Below are 20,434 nucleotides of genomic sequence, written 5' to 3'. Positions count from 1 at the left end.
TCAGACAGCGGAAATGGTGTCGATCACGGCCTCGACCTCGGCTAACGCGGCCTCGGGGCTGAGGAGCGCCGTATCGACCACCAACCTCGGCGAGATCCATGGGGCGTAGTCGTGGGCCTTGACCGATGACCACGAGGGAAGGGTGAACCCCGCTATGTCTGTGGTCCTGGTCGCGACCCGGTGCTCGTGCTCCCGCTCATCGCTACAGATGACCTCGACCTCTACGAAGCGCACCGCCGCTCCTCGCGCCACGTCTCGCCAACCCTGGCGGCTCTCCGGAACCGGATTGACGCTGTCGGCAATCACGAGATTGCCGAGCTTGAGGTTCGAGGCGGCGATGGCGAAGGCGACGATGTAGCCCGCCGGTCCGATGTCATGGCTCAGGCCCGTGGCGCTTCTCAGGGCATGCTCGATCTCGTCCACGCGGACATAGGTTCCGGAACGTTTAGAGGCCAACAGCTTCCCGATGGTAGTCTTACCCGTACCGGGCAACCCGCTGAGGACGACAAGCATGTAATCTCCTCGGCGTAGGGCTAAGGGGCGAAGTCAATCCGCCAGTGTCTTGATCATCCATATGTACGCATGGCCGGGAGGGACATCGAGCAACCGACACTCCTCCGCATATTCAAACTTCCTGTAGAACTCTGGGGCCTGAAACGTCATTGTCGCCAGCCGGACTCTGCGGCACCCATGATTGCGCGCCGCGTCTTCGGCCTCTCGTAACAGACGGCGTCCGATCCCCTGCCGCCGCTTGCCCTCCTCCACCCAGAGCATCAAGACGACGAACCAGTCCCACTGCATTAGGCCCTTGAGGCCCCCCGACACGTTTCCCTGCTCGTCACGGCATATAAGCCATAGGGGCCTGGTTTGGTCGGGGCCATTGTGAAGTTCGTTGAAGCGGTCTAGCCCATCCTCGACAATCTTCGCCGTTTCCGCATCGACCTCAGCGCTGACCGTGATGCGTTCGGGCGTCATGTGGGCAGCCTCCGGGTTGGATGGGTCGCCGTAGGGAGGTGCTGAGGCCCTGGCCTTGGCGTCAGATGTTCGACAACGTGCGCCCGCGCGCAGCGTCGATGACCTCGTGCGCGGGCACGTTGACCCAGGTGTCGCCACTGATGCTCGACCTCGCCGCCAGCCAGTCGCTCACAATGCGGTAACCGAGGGTGTAGCCGAGCCAGCGCGGATACCGCCCCCCGATGCCGTAGAACCACGCACGGTGGTCGTGGCCGTTGCTCACCAGCGTGGCATTGTCCGGTAGGTTGGCCGCCACCACCGCATCGGTGACGGCGCACTCCCAAGGCTCGGGAGGCGAGCCGAACAGGTGGCCGACGAACCGGCCAGCCAGCCCCTCGCTGACCAGGGCTTCGCCCAGCGTCCAGCCGTAGCCGGGTCCGGCCATGCGCAGGCAGTGGTGCGCCTCGTGCGCCACAGTGCGACGCAGGTCGCCGACGCTCAGCGAACGGGCGAAGTTCGGGTTGTCTGGGTCGAATGTGAGAGAGAACAGGCTGGCCCGATGGGCCCGACCCATCGTGCCGGTCTCCGGGATCACGGCGCCGGGGCCGCGCTCAACGAGGATGTCCAGGGCGGGCACCGGCAGCACGCCAGCGATGGCTGTCCGCGCGATCTCGATCTCTGCGGCGATGGTCTCGCGCCAGGGGCGCAGGTCGCCGGACGCCTCAAGCCAGTGCAGGTGCCATGTCATTGGGGGTGCCTTGCCGGACCTCTCAATCAGATTTTGTCGCCCGAGCGGCAGCGGGGCAACTTCGCCTACAGGTTGAAAAAATAGCGACCGAGAGGCGGCTTGGCGCTCAAGCTCTTACCAACGCTGACGCAGACCAACCGTTCGAGCAGCGCAGGAAGTTCAAGCCCAGCGCCATGAACGATGCTATCTTGGCGTTGTCCTTGCCGTAGCTATGTCCTCCGCTCGACGGCTCGTAGACCCGGACCTGACCCAGTCCTCGTTCTCGCTCGCGACCAACGCGTCGAGGTCGAGCAAAGCCTCCCAAGCGGGATCCCCGGCGCGATAAGCCGTCTGGTCCGTCCGCCTCCAGTGACCGCGAGGATGTTCTTCGTGCCGCCAGAAATTGCAGAGCAGGCTGCCGCGACGGCTCACGAACGGGACGCGGGCGGGCCGGTCGAGTAGGCCCCGCGCGCGGTCGTAGTCTCGGGTCTAGGCGGCGTCGCCGTAATGGGCCCGCGTCTCGGCGGTTCGGACGCTGACCCAGGCGATGGCGTCCGCCGTCGATTTCCTCCGGCCAGAGATTGGGGGTCGTCATCAGGCAGTATGCGGGCGGGCCTTGGGTCGAAAAGTGTCGCGGTCAATGCGCTCATGCCGATCAAGGTAGCCCGAGCGCCGGTCGGTCACGAATGGGGATCGGTGCGCCTGACGCGCAGCATCTGAATGAAGCGGCCCGGCATCTGCGCTCCGATCGTTATCAAACCGGATCCGGCTCGATCAGTTGCGCTGGCGCGAAATCGTCATCACCCTGCCTGCATCCAGGACCGGAGCACGGCGATGCCCACCTACGCATTCACGACGATGAAGCACCTGTCGCCAGAACAGCGCGGCAAACTGGTCGAGACCGTGACCACCATCCATCAGGTCGAGGCGACCGCGCCGCGCTACTTCGTCCAGGTGGTGTTCTACACGGTCGAACCCGGTTCAATGTTCATCGGCGGCGAGGCGGCGCCGGACGACCACGTTTGGGTCCGAGCCGATATCCGGACCGGGCGCACACGCGAGCAGAAGGCCGCGATCCTACACCGGATCATGCGGGAGACCGGCGAGATCCTCGGTGTCTCGACTGAGAGCGTATGGGTCTACATCTCGGACATCCCGGCTGAGGGTGTCGCGGAGTTCGGTAACGTCCTGCCGCAGCCCGGCGGCGAGGAGGCGTGGCTTGCGTCGCTGCCGAGCGCGTTGCGCGAGAAACTGATCGCAGCGTCCTGAGCGTCACACGAGGCTCACACGATCATGAGTGACGACCGCGTCGAACCTCCTGACGACAGCGCTGCCGCGCTGGAACGGCTCTTCCGAGAGACGCCCGTGCGCTCGGACTGGTTCACCGCCGCTTTCCTTGCGGGAGCGTCAGTCGCCGCGGTCACCTCGATCGTGGTGAAGCTGATTGATCGGTACGGCCCCTACCAGCACACGACCAAGGTCAACGATGGTTGGGTCGTGCGGCTACGAGACGCCGAAGTGCCCGTGCGATGCGCACTTGATGGGCACGGCAGATTCGCGGGCCTGCTGTTCCAACCCGCAGTGCGGACGACGGGCACCATCGAGGATCATGTCCGCACCATCGCGGCCTTGCCCGGACGATCGGCCGTGCTGGTGGCGACTGATGGGGGAACCCGTTTTGAGCACGAGTCGGCTGTTCCGCTGGCCGTCGGCTCCACGTTCAAGCTCGCCGTGCTGCACGCGGTCGCCATGGCTTGTGAGGGCGGCCAATTTTCATGGGATCGCGTCGTGCCGCTCGATCCTGCTTGGCTCTCTCTCCCGAGCGGCATCCTTCAAGACTGGCCTGAGGGAACACCGCTGACGGTCGCAGCGCTGGCCAATTTCATGATCTCGGTGAGCGACAACACCGCCACTGACGCCCTCATCCATCTCGTCGGCCGCGCGAACGTCGAGGCGATCTCGGCCCGCAACACGCCGTTTCTCTCCACACGCGAGGCGTTCATCCTCAAGGGTAGCGACAACGGCGCAATCCGGCGGGACTGGTTGGTGGCCGATGCGACCGGCAAGCGGGCCCTCCAATACCACCTCGCCGACATGCCCTTGCCCCGCACAGATGGGCTGGCTCGGGAGGTGACAGCGGAGGTGGAGTGGTTCTTCACCGCGCAGGAACTCTGCGCCTTGCTGCAGGCGACGCATCACCTACCGCCGTTTCGGATCAGCGCCGGGATGGTGCCCGGTCGCCAATGGAGCAGCGTCGCCTACAAGGGCGGCTCTGAAACGGGAGTTCTCAACCTGTCGGCCCTGGTGGTGACTCAGAGCGGCCAGCGTCACTGCGTCGTCGCGACTTGGAATGATGCCGAGTCTCTCAACCCCGAACGCCTGCTCGAACCATTCCGTGGCATCCTGCGTATCCTGGAGGACGAAGGCTGACGCGACCTGATGGTGGCTGTGACCCGCACGCTGCTCGACTGCATGTGTCACGTCATGAGCCCATAGCATCTAAGTTGATGAGTGGCTGAAGATGCTGCGGCATGGGCCTATCTCGTCGAAGCGGGGCCATATACCGCGTGATTAAGCCGAGGAATACTTCGGCGAGCGCATCGGAGGAGTACACGTCCGCTTGGCGTTGATCATCAGCTTTTTCGTAACAGAAAGTGGAGCGCTGGCGAAATGCTCACCCCGAGGGGCGAGCATTTCTAATGTACGGACGCGATCAGATGCACATCCGAACTGCAACGAGGTCGCTTGGCGTGTCAGCGTAGATATCCACACCCCAGCGAGATTCTCCAAAAATCGGCGGGACATCGAAGTGCAGGTTGGCGATGGCATCCCTGACATATTCCTCCCTAGCCCACACCCTCATTTTGAAGCGCCGCTCAACATGCGTGATGATTTCGACTTGTCCGCTGATAGCAAGACGAGGGTGAGCCAGAAGCTCGGTGGCGATAGTGTTGATCTCGCGAAATCGACCGCTGCCGTAGTGAAAATGCATCATGGCATCCTCGCCCTTCCAGAGTACCGGCAACTTGAACGCAGAATAGAAGTAACCATCATACGCAATCGGAGCTTCGAGGCCGTTAGGGAAGATCCTCACGCCGCAATCGACAGTGCGAGCCCGCTTCCAAATCTTGAATTTCATGGTGAAATGACTTTCTGGCAATCGCCAAGCCCAACAATTGGGCTGGCTTTCTCTTGATGCCAGATGCTGCTCGTTGAAGTCGAAATTATTCTTCGGTTGAAAAAACGCTGAGAATCGCGCGAAGGGCGAATGGGCTGAGCGTCCGGCTGAGATTCCCGTCACGAAGCCGGAGTTCATTTGGCGCTCTGGGATCTTACGGACGGCAAATACGTCCGATGCATGCCTGAGCGCGCCTGCGGCGCGTCGGGTTAAAAGAGGCGGCGAGATGAGCGATGAGGTAATTGGCGAGAAGGCGTGAGGTGTTGAGTTGACACCTCGACTTATGGAGATCTCGCTTTCAGGCCACGCCGCGAGTGCAGAGCGGGTGGGGCGAAGACCCAGCCGTGATGAGCGACGCGGCGAGAGATCCTGATGCGGCGCAGTCTGCGCCGCCTCGGGATTGATCCCCGACATGATTGCTACCCGCTGTGACAGGGCGGGCCCCGCCCGCCGCTGTACGCGCTCGTCCTTGCGCGCACGGGCGTAGCCCGCACCCGACAAGCACGGCGCGTTTTGAGAACAACGACTACCTCGTGGAAGTCAATATATTTCTCAATTACCTCATTACGGATGGATGCATGTAAATTCTGTCCAGTAATTTTATACTGGTTTCTTAAGCATGCATCGGACACATTTAATTTCGAGCGGCGCAAACGGTGCCGCTGAGGATTTCACACTCATCCTACTCACCAGCGCCCCCGGTGGAGGCAAGACTGAGACGATCATTAAGGAGATGGCCACAACGACCGCCATCTACCTGTTCGTGTTACCCCGTATCGACCTCATCAAGGAACAGGCTGCCCGGCTTCGAGCTAGGGCTGCGGCAGCAGGGCAATCGCCAACGGTCGTGCCGATCCACTCCGGCCTTCCCGGCGTGAAGCGTGGCGTTGTTCGCGCTCTGCGGGAAGCCATCGACAATGCCGCTGCGCCTCACACCGTGATGATCACCACACACGCCGCCGCGATGGGGCTTCATCCGGAAGAGTTCCAGGGACTGCACGTGCGCTGGGACGAAAGTCCCGAGGCTGCGACACCGTCAGGGACCATCGGCCTCGCGACCTCCTGGCCCGCGATGCATGCACGCTACACCCTTTCACCCAGTGAGGAGGCCGGGTGGTTCCGTGTGAGTCCGCGACCGGGCGCAGAACCGATCAGCCTGGGCCAGATCCGCGGCGATGTCGGTAGCGCCAAGCTCACCGAGTTTCACCGCCTTGCAAGCTCGGGGAGCCGAGTAGTTGAGGTTGATATCGCCGCCTGGGAGAATGCGGGTGTGCCCGGAGCGCCGCGTGTTCGGTGGCGGTCGATCTGGTCTCTCGCCGCGCTCGCCCCTGCTGCTTCAGTCAAGGTAGCTGCGGCCGGATACCGTGGCAGCCTCGCCGATCATGCCGTCCGGCGTGCGGGTGGCGTGCGCGTTGAAGCTGTTCGCGTCGGGGGTTCGCGCACCGGCCAGCCAAGGATCCGGATCCACTACTACACGCAGCATCCTGGCTCGACAGGCTGGTGGGCAAAGAAGGAAGGCCGCTCCTGCCTCGTGGCGATCTCCCGACACCTGGAGGCAGCCAAATTTAAGGGGTTCTGGGCCTCGAACTCCGACATTGAGAACTTCTTCTATGGCCGCTTCGACGGGGCAGATCAGGGCAGCCCGAAGATGGCCGGGACCAACAGCCTCCGCCATCACACCGCCTGCGCGATGATCTACTCCGCGAAGGCGACGCCGGATGACGAGGCCATCATCAAAGCTCTTAGGCTGGACCGCGATGACATCCGCGCCGTCCGTGAAGATGAGGACGTGTACCAATTCGTCTGCCGTGGGGCGATCCGGGACCCGAGCTACGCGGGCGGCTACACCGTGTACGTCTACGACATCGGGCAGGCGGAGCGCCTCAAAACCCGGTTGATCGAGGGCGGGTACACGGACGTGACCACTGAGCCAGTCGCTGAGGCTGGTATCCTCGATGTCGTGCGCCCGCTTGCCTCACTCGATGGGAGGTTCACCACGGAAAAGGCGACCGAGACGGCGACCGAGCGGGAGGTTCGGCTGAAGGCGCAGGACGCGCAACGGAAGCGCGACAGCCGAGGCGCTGTCAAAGCGGCTAAGATCGCGAATGGGACCTACAAGGGTAAGGGGCGCCCCAGGAGTTCTCCTAAGCCTCGGTCCTAATCCGCAGCCGTCCGCGCTCAGCGCCCTTCCGAAGGGTGCTGGCCGGGTCGCACCCGGACCCGCCTCCGTGCCATCCGGTGTATCCCCTATGTCGATCTGCTCTATATTCCTTGACCAAAATATGTGTGAATGCGTCCCATTTCGATCAAGATATCTGGGGTGAACATGACCGCCATTGGGGCTGCGATCGGCGCGATCCGTACCGAACTCGGTCACTCTCAAGAGGACCTCGCTACGCTGTCGGGCCTCAGCCCAAACACGATCGCTGGCCTTGAGCGAGGACGAGGCACCATCACCTCGCTCGACAAGGTGCTGCGGGCCACCGGCTATAGGCTCAAGCATCACTACGACGCTGCGATGAGCCTGGGGCAGCACGTAGCCACCCGGCGAGCGATGTCCCAGGAGAAGGTATCGTTACAGACGCTCGCCCAACTCACCGGCAAATCCAAACCCACGCTGATGAACGTCGAAAAGGACCGTGGCCGCATCGAGAGCCTCGCGTCCGCTTTGACCGCTCTCGGTCAGCCGATCGCCTTCGTCAAAGCCGCTCCGGAATGGCTGGCCGAGGCGGAAGCGCCTGTGAAGCCGCGATCGTCCATTCGACGCGTGATCGAGGGTGACTGCCTCAGCATCATGGAAACCCTGGATCCGGGCTCGATCGACCTCGTACTCACGAGCCCGCCGTACAATGCAGGCAAAGAGTATGAGAAGCGCCTCACCCGCCAGGGTTACGAAGATTTCGCGCGAGAGTGGACTTGTCACTTGCCCGGTCTGCTCAGCGACAAAGGCGCTGTCTGGCTAAATCTAGGCTACATGCTGGACGGGCGAAAGCTGCATCCGCTTGAATACATCTACCACCCAATCATGGAGGAGCTAGGCTTTCATCTCGTCCAGCCTATCACCTGGAGTTTCCGAGGCGGCATGACGTACAGGCGTCGATTCGCACATCGCACCGAGCGCTTGCTGTGGTGGGTCCGGGATCTTGATAATTACGAATTTAGGCTCGACCATGTACGTGACCTCTGCGAGAGAGTGACTGCCGATAAACGCAGCAACCCTCTCGGCAATAACCCTACCGATTTGTGGCCAGTCAAGCGTGTCGCCGGAGGTCCAGCCGCTGGTCCGGACAAAGTGCATCCTTGTCAGATGCCTGTTCCGATAGCGTCTCGCATTATAGAGACGAGTACGCGGGTCGGAGCCACCGTACTCGACCCTTTTGCAGGTTCGGGAACGACTGCTGTGGCGGCTCACGAGATGGGTCGTGGGTACATTATGATAGAACAGGAGAAGCGCTATATCCGCAAGATGAAAGATCGTCTTGCAAAAATCGAAGCGCAACACGATCCTTCCATGGCAATAAATACTCCTGTTGAAAAGGAGACCGATTGTGCGGATCAGGGAACTCGTTGAACGTCTGAAGAATCCGGCCCATCTTCCGGCGGCGAATGAAGCGCATCTTACCGTGCACGTCGATGACGAGTTTGTCCTGGACGACCTGCTGCGTACCCGCGGTGACGGTGAGATTGTCGAACGGCAGTCTCATTCCCTCGAAGGGCTCTCGACCGTCTACGTGCGCTGCGCCAACAACGACAGCGCGGGGCAGCTTATGGCTGCGTGGGTGCCTTATCTGCCGTATCTTCCACGCCTGCCCTCTGAGCTAATAATCGGAAGACCGACCGCTCGCTCATGCCGAGTTCGGCCGCGATAGCCGTTTTCCGAATGCCTCGATCAGCCAGCGCATAAACCTGCTCGGCCTTCCGGCGCGCAGTTGGGGCGCGGCCTTTGTAGCGCCCTTCGAGCTTGGCTTTGGCCACGCCCTCACGCTGCCGCTCCAGCATCATCTCACGCTCCCACTGCGCGATGGAGGCAAGTAGGTTGAGCATCAACTTTCCGGTCGGGTTGGCGGTGTCGAGGCCGAGGTTCAGCACACGAAGTTCGATCCGCTTCGCTGCGAGGCGCGCTTGGATACGGCAGAAATCAGGGACGCTCCGGGCAAGGCGCGAGAGATCGGTGATCGTGAGGGTATCGCCTTCGCGGCCGAACTCGATCGCAGCCTCAAGCGCCGGGCGCGGTCCGACAGAACTCGTCTGCTCGACAAACAGCTTCTCGACCCCGGCAGCGGTGAGCGCACGCTTCTGGGCGTCGAGCCCGGCCTCCTGTTCGAGCGTCGAAGTTCTCGCGAGGCCGATGAGCATGCGCTTCCTGCTGACACAAGGTTCAATGGGATTGTGACACGACCCTGCCATAGCTCGAAGGTGAAGCTTGTGGCAGGGTTAAATCCGCCTATTGGCGGCGCGGCGAACTCCGCCACTGAAGCAGGGTTCAATGGCGGTAGTCTGGAAAGACCGCAGCATCGCGTTGCCGGTCTTGCGAAAGAAGAGCGAATAATCGCCATAGTCGGGTTAATTCACGATGGATCAGGCTGTAAAAATTCAAGCTACGTCGCTGTTTTTGTTTGCCAACATTGCAGCTAGGCCATCGTTGTATGCTTTCTCAAAGGTCCGTAACCCGTTTTTTCCACCGTTTATAACCCTTCTGACGGCTTCTAAATCGTCGGTTTCGAGAGCTACTCGTATGCGCTTTTCATGGGTTTTCAAATATGCCGCGAGTAAACGACCGGCCGTTTCCGGCTCATTTGCAAGCTCAGGGTGATTGATTAGATCAATACCGATCATATCGCCATATTTTTTATAATTGCCGCGCCCGGTTAACTGAATAAAGCCGCGCCCATGAAACTTGCTCCCATCACCATCATAAATGTTACCTAAGTCTGCTCTGAACTCGTAACGGTCATATGGAAAAAACCGACTGTTAGACTCTCCTGCTACCTCATCTATAGGACGAAATGACGCCGTTTCAGTTCGAATAGTTCCGAGAGCTACCAGAGTCATTTTGTCATCATCTAGGCCGAATTCTTTCAAGCCGGAGGTGATGTGGGGCAAATATTTTTCAGCATTTGGAATGCTTTTATTGGAAAATATGCTCGCGGTTAATTCCATGGCAGAGTTGATAATATCACCTCGATCGGTAGGCGCTGTCAGAACGACCCCGTCTTCGATCTCCGGAGTTCCGACTAATTCTGCACTCTTCTCCATCCACCTCAGGTGACCGGAAGGAAGTTCAATTTTTAGATCTGAGGATTCGGCGTGATCTAAAATTGATCCATTCACAATCTCTCCGATGCGATGGAAAAAATCGAGTATGCCGGATAAAACTTGTTCAGATCCGAGCTTTGTCGGTGCGTTATTGAATATTCCAGAATCAAATTGGTCCGATTTTCCAAACAATGAAGTGATTTTATTAGTTGAAAATTCCTTTCTGAAAACATTATCCAGTTCTTCTTCGGAATTTGTCAGAGATTTTAAGTCTTCAATCGCAGAGTTCACGCTTAAGAAAGTTTCCTTTGCATAAGAACTGATACCGTCGGCAAGTTCTGTCGCTTCGACATTTAAATTCGCAGCGATGGCCGCGCTTGCTTTGACGGAAGCTTCGACGGCGGCATCTAGACCGTCTTTAACCGCCTTTATTGGGTCGCTTGCTACCCTTATTACCTCTCTGATGTTCTCTAGGTCTGCCCACGCATCTTTGGCGCGCTCAATTTCTTGTTTGGTCCATTCCAGCGCCTCAATTGTTGCATCGCTGTTCGCAATGGCTGCGCCTGCCGCCAAGCCGCCCACGGTACCAAGAGCGACCCTTACTCCTCCGCTGTTAACCTGAGGCCGAGCAGGTTTGGTTATGTTCATCGCCATGTCATTTCTCCTCACTTGTGTTGCGTCTTTTCAGTTTCCCAGGAATCTCCAGCCCGTTTGTTCGGATCTAACAGGCGTTTCTCTATAGCGCTTACTGCCCAGTACAAATACACAGAAAATATAATGTTGCAAATCACGCAAGTTAATGCGACTAAAGACAAAATATCTGACTGTGTCCTGTCGCCAAAGATTGAATGTGTTGGTGAAGTACTTTTTACGACCTCTGGATTTTCAAAAGGGATGACTTTGTTCGGCTCTAGATCGATCTTTAGTGGCGATGTTTGATGCTGATTGTCCGGATTTTCGGCAGTATGGATGCCCCAGCTTTTCAATATTTCGGCTTCAATTCCGATGAAATCGGACCTATATAGCGAAGTTTTTTCAACGAGACTCTGATCAGATGATGAAATCTGACGTGTCAATATGCCTACGCAGAATCTTAGCTTTCGACTACCGTCCTTAATCATCTCACCTGTCGCTGGATGCAGCATTTTTGTTATTTTATATGCGGTCTTAAATCTACTTTGGGACAGGGAGGATCTAGCAACATGTAGCTGATCATCGGCATTTTCCCACTCTGCATTTATTATGTCCTTGAGGCGGATTAACTCGTCATCAGTGAAAGAATCGGGACGAAGCACAAATCCATATTCACCTCCCTTGGGTTTTGCAATTACGAATGGGCAGCTTTCCATTTAACTCTCCAAATATTTCGCTAAATTGTTTCCGGGCATAAACTTATCGAGATTAGCTACCATTTCGCGTTGAACCGCGAGAGACTCGAGAAAAGCCTCCCGTCGGTTGGTCACTGCGGACTGCATTAGGTCAACTCGACTTTGTCTCGCCATTTGGCGCTGCTCTAAATATTGATCAATATTTTCTAGTATCTTCGTTAGCGCAAATTTTCCAGATCTGCGCCAGAAGATTATGCTCGGGACATTCTTGATGCGGGGCAATAGGTATCTCGGAGCAACTCGCGCAGCCTCCATGAGAGCGAGCACCATTTTGCTATCGTCAATCAGTTTCTTGACATGCTCGTGTTGCTTCTGGGAGGCCCTCCAAAAATGATCATGTATAGCAAGTGATAGGGCGAACTGGACGTTATGAGGGTTTATTGACCCCCCAGAAATTTTTTGCACTTCTGTGCCGTCTTCGGTTAGCTTGGCGAATTCAAATCCCACGGAGCTAATGGGTATCATTCTTACCATCGTTTCGTAATGTTTTTGAGCTTTGATGTAGTCTTTAAATGGCCTATAACCAAATAGTAAGTCTTGAATATCTGATAGCTGCTTATTGCCACCAGGGAGCAGGTCGGACTTTGATATCAAAAAATGAACAGGCTTGTCTGTGCCAATTATCAAGTTTAGGAACGGTAATATATAACTTAGGTCTTTGAAAATATCATCGTCTATAGTTTTTCCTTCAAGGGCCAGGCGAATCTTGCGGCCGTCAAGAAGGACTAGGATTGAATGCGCTTCTCTAACTCGCTTTTCGAGGGCGACATCTTTGAAGTCGCCTGCCCCACGCATTGCTGCTCCGAAATAGTCTAAATAATTGAATTTGCAAAATGTGATCGATCCATCCTTGGTTGGATGTAGGGCATTGAAAACATACTCGGTATGCTGCATGCTTCCGGCGGGCCAGTCAGTTTCTGGTCTAGAAATCCGATTGTACATTGCCGTAAGGTAGTATTTCTGGCTTTCATCTTCACACTGAAGTGAGAAGCCGTATGAAGGATTGTAAACTGAAAATTTATTATAGAGAGCGGACAGAAAAACTGTCTTTCCGGCCTCGTCTAGTCCCAAGGAAAGTATATTAAGAACAGGGATATCAAATTTCCTGTCGTCCATGGCCATTCTCGATCAGCACGCTATTGGTTTGGGCGTGACGTTCGCCGCTGCTGCATAATGCTGGCGTTGTTCGTGGATCGCAAGCTGCAGTTAGCGGACGATTACAGCCTGCTTGCTGAGATCGAATTCGAGCTTTGGAACCTCCGTGCTCGACGACGAGGAGTTCCTGAGGCGCAGCGGATTCCGGGCATCGGCAGGCCGAAGCGCGCCTCGGATCTGTTCCGCGCGAAGATGGTTGTAGTGGCGGCTGATCATTTCGACCGAAGTGCCGCAGTTGATAGCCAGGATGTCGGAGGTGACACCCCGCCGCAATCGCTCCGTCAGATAGGTGTGACGACAGACGTAGAGGGCTTTGCTTGAGGCCGTCTTTTGGAAACCGAGGCGCCGAAGGACCGATTTGAAGCTCGTACCCATGTCGCGCACGACAACGCTACGGCGCGAGGGCCAAAGCGGCGCACGCCCCATGGTCGAAAAGCCAAACTCGATCAGAAGCGCGCGCAGGTCCGACAACACGTCCACTGCCTCAGGATCACAATTCACAATCCTCGGGCCTGTCTTGCCGTCGCCGCAAGGATCAATCACGACGATATCTTCGCCATGCTCGTTACGGATCTGTCTGATCCGATCCCAGGTCAGTTCGAGGATCTCGGCGCCGGGGCGCATTCCCGAGCACAGCAGAAGCCGCACATGCAGCGCCATCAGGCGACGGTCATAGTTCTTGCGCCGACCGCCCTCCCCCAGCTTCTTAACGCGCGTGCGTTCGGCATCCTCAACGCGGTCGAACTCCGCAAGAAGGGCGGCGACCTGCGCGCGCGAGAACGCATCGCGCCGGTCCTCAGCGGACCTCTGCTTCTTGGTCTCGCGCGGACGCGGTAGATGGCGGAGTTCGTGAACAACCTCGTCGCTAACGAGGGGCGTTGGCCGGTCGCTTGCCCACGCCATAGCCCGCACGAAATACTGCTTCTCGCGCCGAAGGGTCGTGGCAGACGGCGGCTGGAGGCTGCGTCCGACCGACACCGTCCGATCTCCGCGCCGATAGGGCGCGATGGCGGTCCCCTTCCCGCTCTGCTCCAGACGCCAGCGTTCCCAGGCGTAGAACTGCTGCCGACCAAGATCCGCCAGCGGCACCCGCTGCCAGAACGGCAGGAAATTACGGCGTATGACCGAGATTTCCGGTCCGAGCTTCCGCTCCCCGGCATTGAGGCGACGAACGAGGTCCTCAAGGCGGCGTTCGAGAATATCACCGACGCTCGGTCCGGTCAGAGAGATGGGCTGACCGGCCTTCACGCGGGCTTCCAGCGCCTTGCGGCGGCGATTCGCAACCGTCGCCGCCATCGCGAGGTCGGTCGTTTTGGTTGATTCGCGCACTCGATCGTTGGGGCCGAAGCGGTAGTCGGCGTAGATGAACTTCGAACGCGGGTGCCGATAAAGATTGACGCCGTGTCCAAGATCGAGACGCCCGAAGCGCTCGAAGGTGTCGAGGCGCTGATCGCGCAGGTGCGCACGGGCCGAAGTGCGAGGTGAAGGCATGAAAATCGTGAGCTTCGCGGTAGGTGTGCCAAAGGTGTGCCAAGCGGCGGACGCGCTGTACGGCGGCGGCCGAGTTGAGCGTTCCGGGCGGAAAAACGGCGGCTGACGCCATTTCCCTTGCGGAACAACACCTTGGTAACGACTGTCGCGCCACGATGCATTATTCGCGAGCGCTTGGACTGGCTAGTAAAAATCTATGGCGTACACTCCGAAGGCAAAGGTCACACGTTCGAATCGTGTCGGGTGCGCCAATCTTCCCAATGACGTAGTAAGGGTTAGGCCCCAGGCGGACATCGCCGGGGTCACCTTGGTCTCGCCCTCGCGATCCCGTTGCGCGTCGCTTCTCTGCCCCCTGCTCGCTTCCCCCTTCTCGCCCCTATGACGATTTCCCGCCCCGCGCAGGATGCTTCCGCGAAAGCGGAGCTGGCGCCGACCGGCACGCTCCGGGTCGGTCTCGTCGAGGCGCCGTCCGCCGGCCTGATCTTCGTCTGCCGCGCGGCCGATGGAGGGCTCGATGGCGTGACGGCCGATCTGGGCGCGGATCTCGCCCGGCAGGTCGGCCTGCCGCTGGCCGTCACCCTGTTCCCGAACTCGGGCGCCGCGGCCGCCGCCCTCCAGGCCGCGGCGATCGATGTCAGCTTCATGCCGGTCGACGCGACCCGGCGCCAGGTGATCGATTTTGGGCCGGGCTACTACGATCTGGAGAGCACTTATCTGGCCAGCGCCGAGTCGGGCATCACCGACGTGGCGCAGGTGGACCGGCCGGGACTCCGGGTCGTGGCGATCGAGGGCACGACGACGTTCCGCGCCTCCGCCCGCACGCTGACCCGGACGCAGCCCCTCCCCGTCCCGTCCGTGGCCGAGGCGGTCGCGCGCATGCGCGCCGGGCAGGCGGACGCCTTCGCGCTGTCCCACGACACGTTGCGGCCGGTGGTCCTGCAGGTCCCGGGCTCCCGGATCGTCGCGGGCGGCTTCCAGCAGACGCAGGTCGCCGTCGCCGTTCCGAAGGGCCGGCCCGCCGCCCTCGCCCGCGTCACGGCGTGGATGGATGAGGCGAAGCGCGCCGGGGTCGTCCGGCGCATCTTCGATGCCCGCGGCTTCCACGACGACGCGGTCGCGCCCTGACGAGCCGACCCACGCGAGGCGTTCCAGGGGACGTGGAAGAGACGCAGATAGCCCTACCTAGCGAGATCTCACCGATTGGATCTCGACATGTGGTACCTGTACGGCGCTGTCCTGCTGGCTGGGATCGCGAACGCCATCCAGCCAGGCCAGAACAGCACCCTCGCCAGAGGCTTCTCTCAGCCGCTCGTGGCGGGTCTGATCGTTGGAATCGGCACCGCCCTGACCGTCCTAATCATCGGCCTCATATCCCGTCGCTTGGCATGGTCGACAACCCAGGAGCTGTCGCAGGTGCCGTGGTGGGCATGGGGCGGCGGCTTCCTGGGCGGCGGAGTCGTGATCGCGCAGCTGCTGATTGCTCGGCACGTGGGAGCTGGGGCGTTTCTCGGGCTTCTGGTGACGGCGGGCGTCGTGACCTCCATCCTGCTCGACCATTTCGGCTTGGTCGGCTTTGAGGTGCATCCGGCCAGCCTCTGGCGGATCCTCGGTGGCCTGCTGATGGTGGCCGGTGTCGCGCTCGTCGCGCTCTTCTAAAGGCGGTCGCGTTTCTCCCGCACGGCTCGCGCCACCTTCGTGCTCGACGGTCTGGAGCAGGCCCTGCACGAGCGCCGGCCCCTCCAGGTGAGCGGGCTCGCGCACCACAGCGACAGGGGGAGCCGATACCTCGCTCGGCGCGACACGGAATGGCTGGCGGAGGCGGGCGTCGAGCCTTCGGTCGGCAGCGTCGGATACAGCGACGACAACGCCTCGGCCGAGACGATCAGCGGTCTGTTCAAGGCCGAGGTGATCCATCGGCGCGCGCCGTGGCGCAGCTTCGAGGCGGTGGCGTTCGCCGCGCCGGAAGGGGTCGATTGATCCTCTCGATCAGAAGGGTCCAAAGCCGGCCGGTCAGGTCAGGAGCGGCCGCGGAAGCGGGTCGGGCTCGGCGGGACGGCAGATACAGATGGGTCGCCCGCCCCGCGACATTCAACCACACACGCAGTGCCTAACTTGAGCTGTTTCCGGCCGAGCGTGTTGTTCAATTCGACAATTGTATATGGATCTAAACCGCTCTATCGCCAAACATTCACTTGAGAGCGACATTTGTGCTTTGGCTGAATGGCAATGATCGCCTTCGTGAGATCGTCGTGCGCGTTATGTCTGGATATCGGCTGAGCCATATATGGCGGAACGCAAGAAACATTTAAAAACTCCTCGCAAACCTTCTTCTGATCCCGGTTCGGCATATCGAACTGAGAGACAAAGGGTGCGAGGTCATGAGTACGACCGTCGGGGTCCTGATCCTGGATGACGCGCAGGACCTGAGCGCTGCCGCCCGCGCTGCTTTGGATCACTTGCCGGAGATCCGCCTACTCGGCGAGGCATGCCTGGACGAAGCCGAAGCCGAAGCCGATGTCGAGGTTGAGGTCGCTGTGGTCTGTCTCAGCTCGGACAAGCTCGCGGAGGGAATCGCGCGTGTCACCGGCCTGAGGGAGTGCCGGCCGAACCTGCGCATCCTGGTGACCTTCGACGCGCTGACAGCGGACCACTTCGAGTCTCTGCTGGATGCGGGTGCTGACGCCTTCGTCGGGCGCTCACATTCGCAGCAGGAACTCAGTGCGGCGCTGCTTGCCCTCGTGAAGGGAGCGGCTTGCCTCGTTCCTCCGAAGCGGCTGGGCGCCATCAAGGCGGGCCAGAGCTGCAACTTCGGTCTGTCCCCCCGCGAGATCGACGTCCTGCGCTTCCTCTGCGCAGGCTTCAGCAACAAGGAGGTCGCCCGGCGCTTGGCGCTGAGTGTGCGCACTGTGGAGACCCATCGGCTCAACCTGCGCCGCAAGACCCAGACCGGCCGTTTGAAGGAGCTCGTTTCGCTCGCCCACCAGCTTGGGCTGCCGCTCCCGTCTGCTGACGAGTGGGCTTCGCATGCCGACAAACGGTTCGCGTCAAAGGGAGGCTCTCTTTTCGAGGCCGTGACCGGCCCGGAAGGGCTTTCCGTCCGTGCCGACGTCGCTGGCCGTGCAGGAGCGACTTCCTTGAGGAAGCGTTAACGGCGCGAGGCGGTCGCTACGGATGGTGGCGGCAGCTCTCCTGCGCGTACTCTGCAGCGTCGCTACGGCTTCTGACAGGCGAAACCGAACGGCAGGCGGGCCGGCCCCTAGAGGGCTCGGCCCGCGCCTTTCGGGCCAGTGTGAACTGTTGCGCCGATCCTGACACTTCCGCCGTCTCGGGCAGGGACCCGGAACGACAACGGCGCAGCAACCCTGGAGGTCACTGCGCCGCGGGGTCGGGCTACTGAGGGGGCGATAGCAGCCACGAAGAAGGGCTGCGCGCGACGCTGCTACTGCGAGGTGCGCCTGAACACATCCAAGAGCATGTGGCTCGGCAGCGACAGAGGTCGGCCATCGCCTGTGGACAGCGCGAAGCGCCCTCGATCCGTCAAGGTTCAGGCGCGAGGGTGCTGACCCCTCTTCCGATCCGGCCTGCCATGTTCGCCAGCCCTCACGCTTTCGTCCTGCATCATCGCGAGCGTCTCGCCGTGCTCCTCTCGTCGGCCCTGTTCCTGGCCGGCGCGCTCCCGCTTTTCTGGGCGGTCGGGTGACGACCGCGGCGCCCCGTTAGTAGCAGCCGGCCGATGGCCGCTCAGGCGGTGTCATCCGATGACGGCTTGCGGCGCTCCGAGCCCGGCGGACGTGGCGTTGTGTTCGTCCAGGGCATCGTGCCATCCGGTCGCCGGAGCATCGACCTTGCCCTTCAGGTCGCCCTTCCGCTCCGGGCGGGGGGCCTTGCGACCGCCATCGCGCCATACCCGGAACTTGCGGCTGTCGACCCACTCCCTTCGGCCGTGCTCGGCGCGGACGATGATGTCGGCGATCACCCGGTTGGCCTCGTCCTCGTTGAAGAACGCCGACGCGAGCCGTCGGGTCGCACAGCGCCGCAGGGCCCGCGCCTCTCGAATGGCGGGACGTTCTTGCGGAACCCGCAACACCGCATGAGCATCGCCCGACCCACATCGTCCCGCTTCGGCGTGCCGGTCTTCAGGCGGTTCTGACGGCACTCGCACCAGGTCTCGACGCTGGCGTCGAGGCTGCGCTTCGGGCGCTTCGACATGCCCTTGCGGGATTTCCGGGCCGCAGGTGTCCAACCTGGACGTCTCGCGTCGAAGTCGGGGGGCTCGTTCTCGTCCGACAGAGGTGCGCCTCCATGTGAGGAGCCCCCTATCCATACCGGATCGACCCGAGACACAAACGGCCGAGCGGCGGCAGCGCCCTGGCACCCTCATCGGCTGATGCGGCCGGGTCATCGGATGATGACGGTCCGGTCAGCAGCCGGCGCTCGATGCGTTGAGAATTCAACTCGCCATGACCGTCACGCGCGTTGCGACGACGTCATGGCGAGCCATGGGTTGGGATGGGATCGGATCCGCTCGGACGGCCCTTCCAGAACGAAGAAACACCCCGGGAGCTTGCGCTCCCAGGGTGCTGCCGACCTCGCGGCCAGTTTGATCGGGCTGGGGATGCGAAGGTCAGCCGATCGGCTGCTCTTCGGCGGCGGAGAGCGATGAGGAGGACCAACTACCCCTCGCCCGCCGCCGCATCTCCCGGCACAGCCGCCGGGAGCAGCGCGACCGGATCTCAGTACGAGCCGAACTTGTAGTTCAGACCGGCGCGGACGACGGCGAACTCGTCGTCGCGGCGGCCGATGGCGCTGTAGGCGACCGGGACGAGGTTGGCGGCGTTGACCACCAGGGCGCCCTGGTTGCGGGTGCCGCGCTCCAGGTTCACGTACAGGCCTTCGACCTTCAGCGTCACGGCCGAGGAGCGGAAGAAGTTCAGGAACGAGTCGGTCGGCAGCGCGTACTCGATGCCGCCGCCGACGGCGTAGCCGGTGCGGAAGCTGTCGTTGCCGGCGTAGCCGCCGAAGGAGCGGTCGGCGCTGCCCGAGCCGTAGGCGAAGCCGCCGGTGGCGTACACGAGGGTGCGGTCGAAGGCGTAGCCGAGGCGGCCGCGCACGGTGCCGAAGTAGTCGAGGCTGGAGAGGCCACGCGGGTCGGTGACGTAGTAGCCGGGGGCGACGGCGCCGGAGATGAAGGCGTTGTTCCGGTTACGGCCGAAGTCGAGGTACTGGGCGTCGGCCTCGAAGCCGATCACGACACCCGAACCCGGGGTGATCTGCCAGTTGTAGCCGATCTGCGCACCGCCGGAGAAGCCGTCCTGGCTGCGGTCGCGGAAGGAGGCGACGGTGCCGGGGGCGGCGTAGGGGAAGGGCACCGCGAAGGTGTTGTTGGTGCGGCTGCTGGCGTCGAAGGCGTAGCCGGCGTTGATGCCGAAGTAGGCGCCGGTCCAGGTGAAGACCGGGACGGGGGTGAACACCGGCGGCGGGGCGGCGCGGCGCGGCAGGTCGGCGGCCGAGGCGGCGGCGGTCAGGGCCGTGAAGGCGGCCAGCGAGGCCAGGAGCTTGGTCATAACGGAAGGTCCAAATTTCGATCTGGGTGTATGGCTACCGGTCCGTGATGGAAATAGCTGTAGTTTTACGGACACACCATGCGATGATGAGGTAGGGCGGCTTAGTAAACCGAATATGAACGCACCCGAGATCGGCAAAATACATCGCCTGACACTCAGCCGGTCGCCACAACATCTCAGATGCGTTTTGGTTGCAGTCTGCCGCCACGTCGCTTGGTAGCTGTGGCCGCAGGGCTACAGGACGGGGTCGGCGGTTCGCTGCAGAGTAGGACCCTCACTGGGTTTTCAGCCCCACCATGCCGATCCGGCCCGAGGACCGCTACTTCTGTCCCGTCGATTGGGCGTAGCTCTCGGCCGTGATCCGGTATCGGCCAGGATCACGGCGCCGCGGCGCCGACACACCTATCCACCGCGGAACATAGCGCCACCGGAACAAGAACCGGATCTCGGCATTGGCGGCTCACATTGTGGAGACGACGATGACTGAAAAGAAGGGCAACGGTAGCGCGACAGCCAAGAAAGCGAATGCCAAGGCGAGCAAGGAGGGTAAATCCAACCCTCGTAAGTCGTCGGCGGCACAGGCCGAACTCGGCAAGAAGGGCGCTAAGAGCAAATAAGCGAAGCCTTCACCCCACTTAGACGGGCGCTTCGAGGGCTGGCAGCCCCCGGGGCCGGTGCCCCGCGGTCTCCGGTCTTGCCGCCTCGCACCGACCCTCGCACG

The 20,434-nt window shown here is 60.9% G+C and carries 19 protein-coding genes and 1 pseudogene; 9 read left to right on the top strand and 11 right to left on the bottom strand.

All coding sequences use genetic code 11. From position 1 onward, the window contains the following. The 3 genes from BKE41_RS07610 to BKE41_RS07600 all read right to left on the bottom strand — a co-directional run bounded on the left by BKE41_RS07610 (nt 1) and on the right by BKE41_RS07600 (nt 1,702). Nucleotides 1-513 (bottom strand): AAA family ATPase, encoded by a 513-nt coding sequence (locus BKE41_RS07610; RefSeq protein WP_070998982.1) that lies wholly within the window; start codon nt 511-513, stop codon nt 1-3. A gap of 33 nt (nt 514-546) precedes the next feature. Beyond that, complete coding sequence (locus tag BKE41_RS07605; RefSeq protein ID WP_070998981.1) at nt 547-975, bottom strand: GNAT family N-acetyltransferase; 429 nt, start codon at nt 973-975, stop codon at nt 547-549. Nucleotides 976-1,036: 61 nt separating this feature from the next. After that, complete coding sequence (locus tag BKE41_RS07600; RefSeq protein ID WP_070998979.1) at nt 1,037-1,702, bottom strand: DUF2268 domain-containing putative Zn-dependent protease; 666 nt, start codon at nt 1,700-1,702, stop codon at nt 1,037-1,039. Nucleotides 1,703-2,515: 813 nt separating this feature from the next. On the opposite strand from BKE41_RS07600, the gene BKE41_RS07595 reads away from it, so the two are divergent. Both BKE41_RS07595 and BKE41_RS07590 read left to right on the top strand, forming a co-directional pair. Continuing rightward, the gene (locus BKE41_RS07595; RefSeq protein WP_070998977.1) at nt 2,516-2,950 is read left to right on the top strand and encodes a tautomerase family protein; all 435 of its coding nucleotides are present in this window, start codon (nt 2,516-2,518) and stop codon (nt 2,948-2,950) included. 24 nt (nt 2,951-2,974) lie between these two features. Beyond that, nucleotides 2,975-4,111: a serine hydrolase gene (locus BKE41_RS07590; RefSeq protein ID WP_070998976.1), complete on the top strand. Its 1,137-nt coding sequence runs from the start codon at nt 2,975-2,977 to the stop codon at nt 4,109-4,111. 283 nt (nt 4,112-4,394) lie between these two features. Here the strand turns inward: BKE41_RS07590 and BKE41_RS31115 are convergent, their stop codons facing one another. After that, nucleotides 4,395-5,273 (bottom strand): hypothetical protein, encoded by an 879-nt coding sequence (locus BKE41_RS31115; protein ID WP_159392735.1) that lies wholly within the window; start codon nt 5,271-5,273, stop codon nt 4,395-4,397. Between the two features lie 319 nt (nt 5,274-5,592). Between BKE41_RS31115 and BKE41_RS31110 the strand changes: the two genes are divergently transcribed. Together BKE41_RS31110 and BKE41_RS30095 are read left to right on the top strand one after the other, a co-directional pair. Next, nucleotides 5,593-7,020 carry a hypothetical protein gene (locus tag BKE41_RS31110; RefSeq protein ID WP_159392734.1) on the top strand — a complete coding sequence of 476 codons (1,428 nt, stop codon included), beginning with the start codon at nt 5,593-5,595 and terminating at the stop codon, nt 7,018-7,020. Nucleotides 7,021-7,185: 165 nt separating this feature from the next. Continuing rightward, a complete protein-coding gene (locus BKE41_RS30095; RefSeq protein WP_245295967.1) occupies nt 7,186-8,430 on the top strand; it encodes a DNA methyltransferase in 1,245 nt (414 codons plus the stop codon). 194 nt (nt 8,431-8,624) lie between these two features. Here BKE41_RS30095 and BKE41_RS07575 read toward each other — a convergent pair whose 3' ends face one another. From BKE41_RS07575 to BKE41_RS07570, 5 genes are all read right to left on the bottom strand, one after another. After that, complete coding sequence (locus tag BKE41_RS07575) at nt 8,625-9,215, bottom strand: recombinase family protein (RefSeq protein ID WP_070998971.1); 591 nt, start codon at nt 9,213-9,215, stop codon at nt 8,625-8,627. Nucleotides 9,216-9,452: 237 nt separating this feature from the next. Next, nucleotides 9,453-10,769 carry a glycoside hydrolase family 19 protein gene (locus BKE41_RS31995; protein ID WP_107645335.1) on the bottom strand — a complete coding sequence of 439 codons (1,317 nt, stop codon included), beginning with the start codon at nt 10,767-10,769 and terminating at the stop codon, nt 9,453-9,455. A gap of 11 nt (nt 10,770-10,780) precedes the next feature. After that, a complete protein-coding gene (locus BKE41_RS31105) occupies nt 10,781-11,464 on the bottom strand; it encodes a hypothetical protein (RefSeq protein WP_159392732.1) in 684 nt (227 codons plus the stop codon). Then, nucleotides 11,465-12,619 carry a hypothetical protein gene (locus BKE41_RS31100; protein ID WP_159392731.1) on the bottom strand — a complete coding sequence of 385 codons (1,155 nt, stop codon included), beginning with the start codon at nt 12,617-12,619 and terminating at the stop codon, nt 11,465-11,467. It abuts the gene before it with no gap. A gap of 90 nt (nt 12,620-12,709) precedes the next feature. Beyond that, on the bottom strand, nt 12,710-14,149 hold the full coding sequence (locus BKE41_RS07570) for a hypothetical protein (RefSeq protein WP_159392730.1): 1,440 nt from the start codon (nt 14,147-14,149) through the stop codon (nt 12,710-12,712). A gap of 519 nt (nt 14,150-14,668) precedes the next feature. On the opposite strand from BKE41_RS07570, the gene BKE41_RS07565 reads away from it, so the two are divergent. The 4 genes and pseudogenes from BKE41_RS07565 (at nt 14,669) to BKE41_RS07550 (ending at nt 17,298) form a co-directional block, all read left to right on the top strand. After that, nucleotides 14,669-15,274 carry a transporter substrate-binding domain-containing protein gene (locus tag BKE41_RS07565; RefSeq protein ID WP_245295918.1) on the top strand — a complete coding sequence of 202 codons (606 nt, stop codon included), beginning with the start codon at nt 14,669-14,671 and terminating at the stop codon, nt 15,272-15,274. A gap of 87 nt (nt 15,275-15,361) precedes the next feature. Next, complete coding sequence (locus BKE41_RS07560; RefSeq protein ID WP_070998966.1) at nt 15,362-15,805, top strand: DMT family transporter; 444 nt, start codon at nt 15,362-15,364, stop codon at nt 15,803-15,805. A 9-nt stretch (nt 15,806-15,814) separates the two neighbouring features. After that, a pseudogene (locus BKE41_RS07555) lies at nt 15,815-16,126 on the top strand (IS3 family transposase); the annotation flags it as partial. A gap of 401 nt (nt 16,127-16,527) precedes the next feature. Further along, nucleotides 16,528-17,298, top strand: a complete 771-nt coding sequence (locus BKE41_RS07550) for a response regulator transcription factor (protein WP_070998964.1) — start codon at nt 16,528-16,530, stop codon at nt 17,296-17,298. Nucleotides 17,299-17,900: 602 nt separating this feature from the next. Here BKE41_RS07550 and BKE41_RS07545 read toward each other — a convergent pair. Together BKE41_RS07545 and BKE41_RS07540 are read right to left on the bottom strand one after the other, a co-directional pair. Further along, a complete protein-coding gene (locus BKE41_RS07545) occupies nt 17,901-18,392 on the bottom strand; it encodes a hypothetical protein (protein ID WP_159392729.1) in 492 nt (163 codons plus the stop codon). A 490-nt stretch (nt 18,393-18,882) separates the two neighbouring features. Further along, entirely contained in the window at nt 18,883-19,713 is an 831-nt protein-coding gene (locus BKE41_RS07540) for a porin family protein (protein WP_012318281.1), read from the bottom strand. A 479-nt stretch (nt 19,714-20,192) separates the two neighbouring features. Between BKE41_RS07540 and BKE41_RS31570 the strand changes: the two genes are divergently transcribed. Next, nucleotides 20,193-20,330 (top strand): hypothetical protein, encoded by a 138-nt coding sequence (locus BKE41_RS31570; RefSeq protein WP_175654128.1) that lies wholly within the window; start codon nt 20,193-20,195, stop codon nt 20,328-20,330. Nucleotides 20,331-20,434 lie beyond the last annotated feature (104 nt).

It is taken from the genome of Methylobacterium sp. C1 (assembly GCF_001854385.1).
GTDB classification, from domain to species: domain Bacteria; phylum Pseudomonadota; class Alphaproteobacteria; order Rhizobiales; family Beijerinckiaceae; genus Methylobacterium; species Methylobacterium radiotolerans.
Note: the sequence above shows the minus strand (reverse complement) of the source record. Positions and strands in the feature narration are given on the sequence as shown.

Coding starts and splice junctions, on each gene's coding strand:
- BKE41_RS07610 (WP_070998982.1), bottom strand. CDS start 513: ATGCTTGTCGTCCTCAGCGGGTTGCCCGGTACGGGTAAGACTACCATC.
- BKE41_RS07605 (WP_070998981.1), bottom strand. CDS start 975: ATGACGCCCGAACGCATCACGGTCAGCGCTGAGGTCGATGCGGAAACG.
- BKE41_RS07600 (WP_070998979.1), bottom strand. CDS start 1,702: ATGACATGGCACCTGCACTGGCTTGAGGCGTCCGGCGACCTGCGCCCC.
- BKE41_RS07595 (WP_070998977.1), top strand. CDS start 2,516: ATGCCCACCTACGCATTCACGACGATGAAGCACCTGTCGCCAGAACAG.
- BKE41_RS07590 (WP_070998976.1), top strand. CDS start 2,975: ATGAGTGACGACCGCGTCGAACCTCCTGACGACAGCGCTGCCGCGCTG.
- BKE41_RS31115 (WP_159392735.1), bottom strand. CDS start 5,273: ATGTCGGGGATCAATCCCGAGGCGGCGCAGACTGCGCCGCATCAGGAT.
- BKE41_RS31110 (WP_159392734.1), top strand. CDS start 5,593: ATGGCCACAACGACCGCCATCTACCTGTTCGTGTTACCCCGTATCGAC.
- BKE41_RS30095 (WP_245295967.1), top strand. CDS start 7,186: ATGACCGCCATTGGGGCTGCGATCGGCGCGATCCGTACCGAACTCGGT.
- BKE41_RS07575 (WP_070998971.1), bottom strand. CDS start 9,215: ATGCTCATCGGCCTCGCGAGAACTTCGACGCTCGAACAGGAGGCCGGG.
- BKE41_RS31995 (WP_107645335.1), bottom strand. CDS start 10,769: ATGGCGATGAACATAACCAAACCTGCTCGGCCTCAGGTTAACAGCGGA.
- BKE41_RS31105 (WP_159392732.1), bottom strand. CDS start 11,464: ATGGAAAGCTGCCCATTCGTAATTGCAAAACCCAAGGGAGGTGAATAT.
- BKE41_RS31100 (WP_159392731.1), bottom strand. CDS start 12,619: ATGGACGACAGGAAATTTGATATCCCTGTTCTTAATATACTTTCCTTG.
- BKE41_RS07570 (WP_159392730.1), bottom strand. CDS start 14,149: ATGCCTTCACCTCGCACTTCGGCCCGTGCGCACCTGCGCGATCAGCGC.
- BKE41_RS07560 (WP_070998966.1), top strand. CDS start 15,362: ATGTGGTACCTGTACGGCGCTGTCCTGCTGGCTGGGATCGCGAACGCC.
- BKE41_RS07550 (WP_070998964.1), top strand. CDS start 16,528: ATGAGTACGACCGTCGGGGTCCTGATCCTGGATGACGCGCAGGACCTG.
- BKE41_RS07540 (WP_012318281.1), bottom strand. CDS start 19,713: ATGACCAAGCTCCTGGCCTCGCTGGCCGCCTTCACGGCCCTGACCGCC.
- BKE41_RS31570 (WP_175654128.1), top strand. CDS start 20,193: ATGACTGAAAAGAAGGGCAACGGTAGCGCGACAGCCAAGAAAGCGAAT.